The organism is Pseudoduganella sp. LjRoot289, assembly GCF_964252925.1.
In the GTDB taxonomy this organism is placed as follows: Bacteria; Pseudomonadota; Gammaproteobacteria; order Burkholderiales; family Burkholderiaceae_D; genus Rugamonas.
Genome location: NZ_CAXUPN020000001.1, coordinates 1,695,642 through 1,707,085 on the forward strand (window position 1 = coordinate 1,695,642; position 11,444 = coordinate 1,707,085).

General features: G+C 65.6%; 11 protein-coding genes and 1 pseudogene. 2 read left to right on the forward strand and 10 right to left on the reverse strand.

Annotated features, from left to right (window positions below; genetic code table 11):
• Positions 1 to 71: 71 nt before the first annotated feature.
• From ACSQ8Y_RS07390 to ACSQ8Y_RS07425, 8 genes and pseudogenes are all read right to left on the reverse strand, one after another.
• The gene (locus ACSQ8Y_RS07390) at positions 72 to 2,621 is read right to left on the reverse strand and encodes an FtsX-like permease family protein (protein WP_436265802.1); all 2,550 of its coding nucleotides are present in this window, start codon (positions 2,619 to 2,621) and stop codon (positions 72 to 74) included.
• A gap of 26 nt (positions 2,622 to 2,647) precedes the next feature.
• Entirely contained in the window at positions 2,648 to 3,082 is a 435-nt protein-coding gene (locus tag ACSQ8Y_RS07395; protein ID WP_436265803.1) for a DUF4124 domain-containing protein, read from the reverse strand.
• Positions 3,079 to 4,509, reverse strand: coding sequence for an FAD-binding oxidoreductase (locus ACSQ8Y_RS07400; RefSeq protein ID WP_436265804.1), 1,431 nt, complete (start codon positions 4,507 to 4,509; stop codon positions 3,079 to 3,081). The genes ACSQ8Y_RS07395 and ACSQ8Y_RS07400 overlap by 4 nt, the downstream gene beginning before the upstream one ends.
• Positions 4,506 to 4,916: a DUF2069 domain-containing protein gene (locus ACSQ8Y_RS07405; protein ID WP_436265805.1), complete on the reverse strand. Its 411-nt coding sequence runs from the start codon at positions 4,914 to 4,916 to the stop codon at positions 4,506 to 4,508. The genes ACSQ8Y_RS07400 and ACSQ8Y_RS07405 overlap by 4 nt, the downstream gene beginning before the upstream one ends.
• Entirely contained in the window at positions 4,916 to 5,524 is a 609-nt protein-coding gene (gene wrbA / locus ACSQ8Y_RS07410; RefSeq protein WP_436265806.1) for an NAD(P)H:quinone oxidoreductase, read from the reverse strand. Before wrbA ends, ACSQ8Y_RS07405 begins: the two co-directional genes overlap by 1 nt.
• A 237-nt stretch (positions 5,525 to 5,761) precedes the next feature.
• On the reverse strand, positions 5,762 to 6,124 hold the full coding sequence (locus ACSQ8Y_RS07415; RefSeq protein ID WP_436265807.1) for a type II toxin-antitoxin system HicB family antitoxin: 363 nt from the start codon (positions 6,122 to 6,124) through the stop codon (positions 5,762 to 5,764).
• Positions 6,121 to 6,297 (reverse strand): type II toxin-antitoxin system HicA family toxin, encoded by a 177-nt coding sequence (locus tag ACSQ8Y_RS07420; RefSeq protein WP_436265808.1) that lies wholly within the window; start codon positions 6,295 to 6,297, stop codon positions 6,121 to 6,123. Before ACSQ8Y_RS07420 ends, ACSQ8Y_RS07415 begins: the two co-directional genes overlap by 4 nt.
• Before the next feature lie 402 nt (positions 6,298 to 6,699).
• Positions 6,700 to 6,842: pseudogene (locus ACSQ8Y_RS07425) on the reverse strand (IS5/IS1182 family transposase); the annotation flags it as partial.
• 152 nt (positions 6,843 to 6,994) lie between these two features.
• Here ACSQ8Y_RS07425 and ACSQ8Y_RS07430 point away from each other — a divergent pair.
• Positions 6,995 to 8,371, forward strand: a complete 1,377-nt coding sequence (locus ACSQ8Y_RS07430; RefSeq protein ID WP_436265809.1) for a YihY family inner membrane protein — start codon at positions 6,995 to 6,997, stop codon at positions 8,369 to 8,371.
• Between the two features lie 193 nt (positions 8,372 to 8,564).
• Here ACSQ8Y_RS07430 and ACSQ8Y_RS07435 read toward each other — a convergent pair whose 3' ends face one another.
• Together ACSQ8Y_RS07435 and ACSQ8Y_RS07440 are read right to left on the reverse strand one after the other, a co-directional pair.
• Positions 8,565 to 9,365 (reverse strand): alpha/beta fold hydrolase, encoded by an 801-nt coding sequence (locus ACSQ8Y_RS07435; protein ID WP_436265810.1) that lies wholly within the window; start codon positions 9,363 to 9,365, stop codon positions 8,565 to 8,567.
• A gap of 1 nt (position 9,366) precedes the next feature.
• The gene (locus ACSQ8Y_RS07440) at positions 9,367 to 10,677 is read right to left on the reverse strand and encodes an O-acetylhomoserine aminocarboxypropyltransferase (RefSeq protein WP_436265811.1); all 1,311 of its coding nucleotides are present in this window, start codon (positions 10,675 to 10,677) and stop codon (positions 9,367 to 9,369) included.
• Positions 10,678 to 10,863: 186 nt separating this feature from the next.
• Here ACSQ8Y_RS07440 and ACSQ8Y_RS07445 point away from each other — a divergent pair, with 186 nt between their 5' ends.
• Positions 10,864 to 11,319 (forward strand): CBS domain-containing protein, encoded by a 456-nt coding sequence (locus ACSQ8Y_RS07445; RefSeq protein ID WP_025595507.1) that lies wholly within the window; start codon positions 10,864 to 10,866, stop codon positions 11,317 to 11,319.
• Positions 11,320 to 11,444: the final 125 nt, after the last annotated feature.

Consider the following 11,444-nt stretch of genomic DNA (forward strand, 5'->3'; position numbering starts at 1 on the left):
CAGGGTGCGCGGGAATGGCAGGGTGCGGGCCAGGCGCGCCAGGAACGACAGGAACGACAGCACGCGGCGCTTCACCAGTCCTCCCGCACCGCGCGGATCGGCGCGCCGGACAGGGCTTGCCTGCCCGCCAGCAGCGCCGTCAGCGCGGCCGCCGCCAGCAGCGCCGAGGCCACGGTGCCCAACAGCCCCCAAGGCAAATGCAGCTGCATGGTCCAGTGGAAGGACTGCGGATTGACGACGAACACCAGCACCAGGCTGATGACCCAGCCCAGCATGGCGCCGGTGGCGATGCCCAGCCCCGTCAGCGCACCGCCTTCGAGCGCCAGGATGGCCAGGATCTGCCGCCGCGTGACGCCGATGTGCCTCAGCATACCGAATTCCTTGGAGCGCGCCAGCGTCTGCGCCGAGAAAGTGGCGGCCACGCCGAACAGCCCGATAATAATCGCTATGGCTTCCAGCAGATAAGTGACCGCGAAGCTGCGGTCGAATATCTTCAGGCTCATGTCGCGCAGTTCCGACAGCGCGCTCAGTTCCAGCGATGCGCCGAAGGGCAGCGCCTTCAGCGCCGCTTTCACGTCCGCCATTTCCGCATCCTTTGCCAGCCAGAAGGCCGCGTTGTTGATGTCCATGTCGCCCGTGATGGCTCGGTAGTCGGCCAGGCGCATCTGCACCGCGCCGGATGAGCGCGCATAGTCGCGCCAGACGCCCGCCACGAAGAACTCCTGCAGCTTGCCCTGCAGCGGCAGTTTGATGATGCTGCCCGCCGTCACGCCATACAGGTCCGACATCGGTTCCGACACCCAGACCGGCCGCCGGCCGGCGGGAACCGGCACCGTGGGGCCGGCCATGGCCAGGGTCTTCTCGGCGTTGGCGGGCTCGATATCGCGCGCCATGAGCAGCACTGGCGGCCGTTCCGGCGCCAGGGTGACGCCGCGCAGGCGCAGGAAGTCGACGCGGGCCACGCCGGGCACGGCGCGCAGCCGCTCTTGTTCGCGCGGCCCGAGGACGGCCGTGTTGCCGCCGCTGGCGCTGCTGGCGTACAGGTCGGCAGGCAGGATCTGCAGCAGCCAGTCGTCCAGCGACACGCGGAAGCTGGACACCATGATGGCCATCGCCACCATCAGACTGAAGCTCGACAGCACGCCGCCGAGCGCGATGCCGGCTTGGCCGGAGGCGTTGGCAAGGCGCGCCAGCGTCAGCGCCAGCACCGGCGAGCTGTCCGCGCGACGTTCGGCCCCGGCGCTCCAGCGCGCGTGCACGAAGCGGAACACGGTGGCCGACAGGCGCGGCATCAATGCGATCGCGCCGACCAGCATCAGCGCGATCGACAGGTAGCCGAAGATGGGCAGTTCCCAGACCGGCGGCAATTGCGACAGCGCGCCGGCTGCCGCGAGGCAGATCAAACCCGGCCAGGCGCGCGACAGGCGGGCCATGGCGGTTTCCTCGCTGCCGGACTTCAGCGCGACAGCGGGCGTGGCGCGGGCCGCCTCCAGCGCGGGCGCCGCGCAGCCGAGCACCGCGACACCGACGCCCAGGGCGAAATAGACCAGCGCCGCCACCGGCGTGAACTGCACCTGCGGCTGCACGCCGGCGAAGTAGCCCGCGCCAAGGTCGCCGCCGAACAGGCGTAGCGCGGCGGCCGCCATGCCGTAGCCCGCCGCGATGCCGGCCAGCGAACCGGCCACGCCCAGTGTCCAGCCTTCCAGCAGGATCTGGCGCAGCAGGCGGCCGCGTTCCATGCCGAGCACGCGCAGCAGCGCGAATTGACTGCGGCGGCGCATGACGGACAGCGCCTGCGTGGAGAACACCAGGAAGGCGCCGGTGAACAGCGCCACCAGCGCGAGCACGCTGAGGTTGACGCGGTAGGCGCGGCTCATATTGTTGTTGCGGCTGTTCTGGTCCTCGTCGTTCGGGCTGCCGACGTGGAAGCGGCCCGGGTAGTCGCGTTCCAGTTCGCGTGCCAGCGCGGCCTTGAAGGCTTCCCGGTCCACGCCGCCGCGCAGCTTCAGGTCCACGCGCGACAGCAGACCGAGCCGGTCCAGGCGCCATTGCAGCGCGCCGATGTCCATCACCCCCAGCCGCTGGCCGGCCCGGGTGCGCTGCAGCGCGCCGGCCACGCGCAGCGGCACCGTTTGCGTGCCCGATTGCAGTGCCAGCCTGCCCTCCTGGGGCTTGAGCCACGCTTGCGCTGCCGGCGACAGGAAGATGGCGTCGTCCGCCAAGGTGTCGAAGACCTGGTCCTCGCCGGGCACGCCGATCAGGTCCGGTGTGACATAAGCGGCGCGAAAGGCGTCCAGGCCGATGATCTGCAGCGCCCCGCGCTGGCCCGGCACCGACGCTTGCACTTCCAGGACTGGCGAGGCCACCGCCACGCCCGCACGTGCGGCCAGCCGCGGGTAGATTTGCTCGTCGAAGGTGGTTTCCGCGCCGGTGACCTGCACGTCGGCCTGGCCGGACAGGCTCTGGATGGCGGACGAGAACTCGTTGAAAGCGGCTGCGTTGATCAAATGGATGGCAAAGCCCAGCGACACGCCGATGGCGATGGCGGCGATGGCCGTGACGGCGCGGACCGGATGCGCGCGCCATTCGCCCAGCAGCAGCCAGCGCGACAGCTTGCGCATGGACCCGCTCAGGGCAGGGGCGCCGCTCAAGCGCCGCACGACAGCTTCAGTTTCTCACCGGCGCGCTGCGCCTTGATGCGGGCGCGTTCCTCATGCTGCGGCTGGGCGCGGCGCATGTCCTCGTCGGCCCACTTCTTTTCCAGCTTGAGTTTTTCGCACGTTTGATGGCGCTTGGCCAGCGTCCTGCTGGCGGCGGCATCCGCGCGCTCGTCGGCGTCTTCCTTCTTGTGGCGCGCCAGTTCCAGCGCGTCGGCCTGTTTTTTCAGGCGAGTCAGGTCGGCGGGGGCGGCTTTGTCCTGCGCCGGAGCGTCCGGCACGGCGATCACGCTGGCCTGGCCGCCCTGGCAGGGCTGTTCCGCATAAGTGACCTTGCCGTCCACCGTGCACTTGTGGACGGTCTGCGCAGGAGCGGGGGCGGAGGCCGCGACCGTCAGCAGCAGCGCGGCAAGGCGCAGGCTCACAGGATTTTCCCCGGGTTCATGATGCCTTGCGGATCCAGCGCGGCCTTGATGGTGCGCATCAGCTTCAGTTCCAGCGGCGACTTGTAGCGCGCCAGTTCCTCGCGCTTGAGCGCCCCGATGCCGTGTTCGGCCGAGATGGAACCGTGGAATTTGGCCACGTTGTCGTGCACCACGCGGTTCACGGCGTCCTGGTTGGCGAGGAAGGCCTCGTTCGTCATACCTTCCGGCGGCGCCACGTTGAAATGCAGGTTGCCGTCGCCGAGGTGGCCGAAGCAGACCAGCTGGCAGCCGGGGAAGGCCTGCTCCAGCAGCGGCGCCGTCTGCGTGATGAAGGCCGGGATGCAGGACACAGGCAGCGAGATGTCGTGCTTGATGTTCTTGCCCGCCTTGGCCTGCGCCAGCGGGATATGCTCGCGCAGCTGCCACAGGCCGCGCGACTGTGCCACGGACGTGGCGACCACGGCGTCGTCGATGACGCGGCGTTCCAGCGCGGCGCCGATGGCGCGCTCCAGCAGGCCCACGGCATGTTCCTCCGATTCGCTGCTCGACAGCTCCAGCAGGACGTACTGCGCGTGCGGCTCGGCGAAGGGCCTGGGCAGATGCGGGAACTGCGCCACCACCAGGTCCAGGCAGAACGACGACATCAGCTCGAAGCCGGTCAGGCTGGCGCCGCAATGGTCCTGCATCAAGGCGAGCAGGCGCAGCGCCGAGGAAGGCGAGGCGAGGGCGGCCAGTGCCGTGATGCTGGCCTTGGGCTGCGGATACAGCTTGAGCACTGCGCCCGTGATGATGCCCAGCGTGCCCTCGGCGCCGATGTACAGGTCGCGCAGGTCGTAGCCGGTGTTGTCCTTGCGCAGGCCGCGCAAGCCGTTCCAGATGTCGCCCTGCGGCGTGACCACCTCCAGGCCCAGGCACAGCTCGCGCGCGTTCCCGTAGCGCAGCACGGCGGTGCCGCCCGCGTTGCTCGACAGATTGCCGCCTATGGTGCATGTTCCTTCAGCCGCCAGCGACAGCGGGAACAGGCAGCCATGGGCGGCCGCCGCCTCTTGCACGTGCTGCAGGATGCAGCCGGCGTCCACCGTCATGGTGCGGTTCAGCGCATCGGTCTCGCGGATGGTGTTCAGGCGCGCCAGGGACAGCACCACGGCCTGGCCGCTGGTGTCCGGCACGCCGCCCAGCACCAGGCCGGTGTTGCCGCCCTGCGGCACGATGGGTATGCTCCACTGTACGCAGGCGCGCACCACATCCGCCACCTGCTGCACGCTGCCGGGCCGCAGCACGGCCAGCGCATGGCCGGTGTGGCGGCCGCGCCAGTCGGTCAGGAAGGGCGCCATGTCCGGGGCGCCGGTCAGTACATAGGTATCGCCCAGCAGTGTGCGGCAATGCGCCAGGAAGGTGCTGCTCATCGCGGTGGAGAGCAGGCTCATTTGGTAGAGTCGACCTTGTTGACCTTCTCCAGCAGATCCTTGGTCATCTGCTTGGCGGCCTTTTTGTAGGGCCGCACATACATGACGGCGCACAGGAAGTAGACCGTCACGACGATGGCTTCGCCCCAGCCCAGCCAGGCGGACAGCTGGCCGGTGTCGCTCCAGCCGCGCACCACGCCTTCGGTGAAGTAGAGCAGGATCACCATCGAAGTCCATTGCAGGGTGTAGACGTCGCGCTTGATGATGCCGGCCAGCGGGAACAGCAGCGGCGCCGCTTTCAGCACCAGCCAGGAGCCGCCCGGCTTCAGCGGCGCGAGCCAGGCTTCCCAGGCCACGCACCAGAGGATCAGCAGCACCATGCTGGCGATGGCGCCCCGGTGGAAGAATTTTTGCGACTTGGTTTCCATTATGTCCCCTGCAGCTTGCGGGCGGTTTCAGCGAGCCGGCGGCCCTGCGCCGCGGCCAGGCGTTTCTCATCTTCCGTCAGCGGCTTGTTGCCGTCAAGGCCGGACCAGTGGCTGGCGCCGTACGGCGTGCCGCCGCTTTCGGTGGTCATCAGTTCGGCGTGGGTGTAGGGCAGGCCCATGACCATCATCCCGTGGTGGAACAGCGGCACCATCATGGTCAGCAGCGTCGATTCCTGGCCGCCGTGCAGGCTGCCGGTGGAAGTGAACACGCAGGCCGGCTTGCCCGCCAGGGTGCCGGACAGCCATTCGGCGGAGGTGCCGTCCCAGAAGTACTTCATGGCCGAGGCCATGTTGCCGAAGCGGGTGGGCGATCCCATGGCCAGCGCCGCGCAGTCGCGCAGGTCGTCCAGTTCCACGTAGGGGGCGCCTTCCGGCGGCACGGACGGCGCGGTGGCCTCGGCCACGCTGGACACGGCGGGCACGGTGCGCAGCCGCGCTTCGCAGCCCGGCACGGCGTCGATACCCTGGGCAATCAGTTCGGCCAGTTTGCGCGTGGCGCCATGGCGCGAATAATATAAAACGAGGATTATGAGATCGGGTGGTGTCATCTTGGTATTTTATGCCAGATTAAGCCCAGAGCTCGCATAGCCACTGCATTTTTCAAGGTTTTGATAATATTCGTTGAATAATCGTTTAAATCACGTAACGCAATACGCAGCCAACCCTGGCCTCGCAGATCGTTGTATTTTGCGGTCGTGGCGGCATTTTTGGGCCCGAGCAGTACTGTCCTTCGTCAAGCAGTTGTGAGCGGCGAGGGACAGCAAAGTGTTCCGTCCCGCATTCCCTCAAGCCGTGAGCGCGTACGAGTTGTCACTCGCCATCAATGACATTTTGAGGACATCCGAAGCCCATTGGTTCAGGCTTTTGCCATCAGCTGCAGCAGCAAGTGCGGCAGCTTCGTGAACTACTGGATCAACGCGAAGAACAAATTTTCCGGAGAAGTTCTTCAATGGCTCGATACCTTTTTCCTTGCATGTCCGAAGGAACACGGCAAGCGAAATGGATCCTTCGCGATGTAGGCCTGCCACGTCTGCCGCGTAAAAATCAGCACCGCCATTCAGTCCAATGAATTCTCCCCTAAAAAGCTCGATCTCAGGGTCGTACGCGATGACGGCCTGATGGCCATCGATTTTCATAATGTTATTCATGGTTTCACTCCGTTTTCTTCAAGCCATTTCCGGATAGATGCGACAGCACCTTTGTCAATGTCAGGCGATGGATGCGGCCGGTGCAGCACTTTCACCTGCCCAAAAAGAACCACCGTTACGCGGGAGCCCTCAGCCTCTGAAATTTCTGCATTGAGGGCCTCAAATAATGACACCGCATCAAGCCACTTGACCCCGGCTGGCGTAGGTCTGGAAAAATGAGTTGCAGGGTTTTTTGGTGTTTGGCTTTCATGGCGAATAGTACTAAAAACTAGTACTTAGTGCAAGTGCGAATGGCAAGTTTATGCGCCAACTTCGGCGACATTCTTGCATCGCAGCCCGACGCCACACAGGGTAGGCGGTGGGCGGCAGTGCCACAGAGTTGCCTCTATGCTCTCTCTGTGGCAACAGCCCTGGAAGCGCCACTGCGCCGGAAAGGGAAGGAGCTAAGTTGTTGATGTGCAATACGGCTTTTAGCTCAGCATTCCGTTTCGTGCTTCGATTCGGTAGTTTTGGGAGGCGAATCATGGCGATTTTTGCGCACGATTCTCCTGAATGGCGTCCCTGCTTGTTGTTCGGCCTGCGTTGCCCAGCGCGGCAATCTCGCCGCCGTGCAGCCGCGCGTGTGCCTGCGTGCCATCGGCCACGTTGCGGCCGTCCCGATCTTGGTGTGGACCAGGTCCGACGTGGCGTCCATGCCGATATGCGCTTTAATCCCGAATTATGGCGGTGCCGGCTCGTCATAAAGCACGTAAGTAATTGATTTTGCGCGACAAACTTCCAATAACATAAAATATTGGTATTATAGGGCGCTTTGGCGGGCGGCAACCAGACCGCGTGCGCGCTGCTATCCCGCTTTCACTACTGAGTTCCATGTTTTCAACCTATATTAATCCGTTTTTCCAGCACCTTTTCCATACCTGCAAGGCCGGCGTGGCCGAGTTGCGGGACCTGTCGTGGCACGAAGTGCGCGACATCTTTCTGTTCGCGCGCCGCCGCCTGAAGGAGGAAAGCCTGCCCCAGGTGGCCGGCAGCCTGACCTTCACCACCGTGTTCGCGCTGGTGCCGCTGCTGACCATTGCGCTGGCCATTTTCACCACCTTCCCCATGTTCGCCGCCCTGCGCAAGGCGCTGGAAGTGTATTTCGCGCAAAGCGTGATGCCGAAGCAGATCGCCACGCCCATCCTGAACAACCTGACGATGTTCGCCGCCAAGGCCACGCGGCTGTCGGCGGTCGGCGCGGTGGCGCTGGTGGTGACGTCGGTGGCGATGATGGGCATGATAGAACGCGTGTTCAACCGCATCTGGCGCGTGAAGGCCGAGCGCAGCTGGACCCGCCGCATCCTGGTGTACTGGGCGATCCTGACGCTGGGGCCGGTGCTGGTCGGGGTCTCGCTCAGCATGTCCACCCACCTTTACATGGCCACCAGCGACCTGGTGGGCGACGTCCCGGTGCTAGGGGCCATCCTGTACACGCTGCTGTCGCTGGCCGCCACGACGGCGGGCTTCACGCTGATGTACGTGGTGGTGCCCAACCGCCAGGTGGACTGGCGCGACGCGCTGTGGGGCGGGCTGTTGGCGGCGCTGTTCTTCGAGCTGGCCAAGCGCGGCTTCGCCATCTTCATCACCCAGTTCCCGACCTATTCGCGGATTTACGGCGCGCTGGCGGCGCTGCCGCTGTTCCTGCTGTGGATCTACCTGTCCTGGCTGATCACGCTGGTGGGGGCGCTGTTCACGGCGGCGCTGCCGGTGGTGAAATACGAGCGCTGGTGGTACGAGGCGGTGCCGGGCGGCGAGTTTGTCGACGCCATGGCCATCCTGCGGGTGCTGCACGTTGCTGCGCATTGCGGCGACACGGCGCTGGTCAACTCGGCGGCGATCCGGCAGCGCACGCGCATGGGCTACGACGAGATGGACTCGCTGCTGGAGCGGATGCAGGCGCAGGGCTGGGTGGGCAAGGTCAAGGCCGAGATGCCGCCGCGCGTGCAGTGGGGCAAGCGGGTCAGCGAAGGGGCCGACAACTGGGTGCTGCTGGCCAATCCCGACCGGCTGACGCTGGCCGATGTGTACCGCGTGTTCGTGTTCGGCGGCATGGCCGTCAACAGCGGCGTGCCGGACGATGAAGAGGACGACCGCGACCGCCAGGCCGCCCGCGACGCGGCCAGCCTGGCGCGCCAGGTCGAAGAGTCGGTCGAGCGGGGGCTGGGGCGTACCTTGGCCGAGCATTTCGGCCCGCTGGACTGCCGCTGAGTTAAGCGATAGGCGCCTTGCATTTGGGCCCAGCATGGATTCCCGCGTGCGCGGGAATGACAAGCAAACTGCCGTTCTCACGCAAGCGCACACCCGTACTACGCGCAGGAATGACAAGCAAACTGTCGTTCCCGCGCACGCGGGAACCCACACTACGTGTGCTGTCCCTCTGACATGGAACTTGCCCGGGGTTTTAGCGCAGGAAGGCAGTCAGGGCGTCCAGGACGGCGTCTGGCTGCTCCGACATCAGCGAGTGGCCGGCGTCGACCTGCACCACCTTGCCGTGGCAGATGGCGCCGGTCAGCAGCTTGGCGGACCTGGGCGGCGTCATCATGTCCTTGCTGCCGAAGATGAACAGCGCCGGGCAGGCCACCGCAGCGGCGGCCGCTTCGCCGTTGGCATAGGCGTTGCAGGCGTAAAAGTCGGTGTAGAACAGCTGCTGTGGGTTGATTGCCGACATGCGCTGCATCAGCCGCTGCGCGCCGCCCATCACCGAGAAGCCGGGGCCGGGACAAGACGGCTTCTGCGCCATCGTCGAGTGCGAAAAGATGTTGACCATGTCGATCGCCGCCTGTTCGTTGTCGCGCGCTGTGTTCAGCAGCGCGTCCGACACCTTCATCGGATACGTGGTGCCCAGCATGGCGAGCTTGCCGACCCGCGCGGGCGCCTTGTGGCTGGCTTCCAGCGCGATCAGGGAGCCCATGCTGTGGCCGACCAGCGCCGCCTGCGTCACTCCGGCCGCATCCAGCACGGCCAGCAGCCAGTCCGCCATTTTTTCGACGCTGCGCCTGGCGGCGCCTTTGCTGCGGCCGTGGCCGGGCAGGTCGACCGCCAGCACGCTGTAGCCGTGGTGTGCGAGGTAGCGGCTTTGCAGCGCCCACACGGAGTGGTCGTTCTGCGCGCCGTGGATGAAGACCACCGTGGGCAGGCCGGCGTCGAACGCCTTGCCGCCGGTGTAGCAGTAGGCTGCCGCGCCATCGATGTCGAACAGCATCTCAGCCCCCTTTCTGCGACAGCTTCAGGCCGCGCGCCAGATCTTCAGTCAGGTCGTCCACGTCCTCCAGCCCGACCGACAGGCGCATCGTGCCTTCGGCGATGCCGGAAGCGGCCAACTGCTCGGCCGGTACGCGGAAGTGCGTGGTGGAGGCGGGGTGGATCACCAGCGACTTGGCGTCGCCCACGTTGGCCAGGTGCGAGAACACTTTCAGGCTGTCGACGAAGCGCCGTCCGGCGGCGCGGTCGCCCTTGACGGTGAACGAGAACACGGCGCCGCAGCCCTTGGGCAGCAGGGTCTTGGCCAGCTCGTAGTCGGGGTGCGATGCCAGTTCGGGGTAGGACACCGATTCCACCGCCGGATTCGACACCAGGAATTCGACCACCTTGCGCGTGTTGGCGACGTGGCGTTCCATGCGCAGGCCCAGCGTTTCTATCCCTTGCAACACGGCGAAGGCGTTGTGCGGGCTCATGACGGCGCCGAAGTCGCGCAGGCCTTCGCGCCGCGCGCGCAGCGCGAACGGGGCCACCGTGGACTCCTCGGAGAACACCATGCCGTGGAAGCCGTCGTACGGCTCGCACAGTTCGGCGAAACGGCCGGTCTTGTCGTAGGCGGCCTGCCAGTCGAAGGTGCCGCCGTCCACCAGCAGGCCGCCGATGGCGGTGCCGTGCCCGCACAGGAACTTGGTGGCCGAGTGGAACACCAGGTCGGCGCCATGGTCGAAGGGCCGCAGCAGCCAGGGCGTGGTGAAGGTGGAGTCCAGCATCAGCGGCAGGTGGTGCTCGTGCGCCAGCGCGGCCACCACGGGCACGTTCAGCACGTCCAGGCCCGGATTGCCCAGCGTTTCGGCGAACAGCACCTTGGTTTCGGGCCGGATGGCGGCGCGCCAGGCGTCGATGTCGCGCGGATCGACGAAGGTGGTCTCTATGCCGAAGCGCTTGAGCGTATAGCCGAGCAGGTTGTGCGAGCCGCCGTACAGCGCGCGCGAGGCGACGATGTGGGAGCCGGCACCGGCGATGGTGGCCAGGCCGAGGTGCATGGCGGCTTGGCCGCTGGCGGTGGCAATGCCGGCCACGCCGCCTTCCAGCGCGGCGATGCGCTCTTCCAGCACCGCGTTGGTGGGGTTGGAAATGCGCGAGTAGACGTGGCCGGCGCGTTCCATGTTGAACAGCGCGGCGGCGTGGTCGGAGTCGCGGAAGGCGAAGGAAGAGGTGAAGTGGATCGGGGTGGCACGTGCGCCGGTGGCCGGGTCGGGCGCGGCGCCTGCGTGCAGGGCAAGCGTATCGAAGCCAGGGTAGTGGGGATCGCTCATGGATGTCTCGTTGGGCTTATTGAGGTGGCAAGATCCTACCCGGATTCGGTTCGCCGCAACAGTGCCGCGCGCGCAGCAATGTTTGATTTTGCGCAATGCTGGATTTTTTCCCGGGCATACGCTACATTCGCTGGTAAGGCTTACAATAACTACAAAACCCCATTCACACGGACAGGACGGCCCAAAATGAAAGTCTCCGAAATTCTTCAAGTTAAAGGCAACATCCTCTACACCATCAAACCGGACCAGCCTTTGGCTGAGGCGGCGAAGACCATGGCCGAGAAGGATATCGGCTCGCTGGTGGTGATGGAGTTCGGCGACCTGGTCGGCATGCTGACCTTCCGCGAAGTGCTGAAGGCGCTGCACGAGAACGACGGCTCGGTCGGCGGCGGCACGGTGCGCAAGCACATGGAAGACCATCCGATCACCGTCACGCCGGATACGGAAGTGAATGAAGTGCGCCGCATCATGCTGGAAAAGCACGCGCGCTATCTGCCGGTGATGAACGCGAAAACCCTGCTGGGCGTGATCTCGTTCTACGACGTGGCGCGCGCGGTGCTGGAGGCGCAGAGCTTCGAGAACCGCATGCTGAAAGCCTATATCCGCGATTGGCCGGCCGAGGAAGAGCAGCCAGCCGACTGAAAACGGCAGGCCGGACGAAAAACGCCATCCATCGGATGGCGTTTTTTTATGCCAACCGCAGTGTCATCCTCGCGCCAGCGGGGATCCACGCTGAGTTGGCGGCGGATGCTGTTTATGGATTCCGG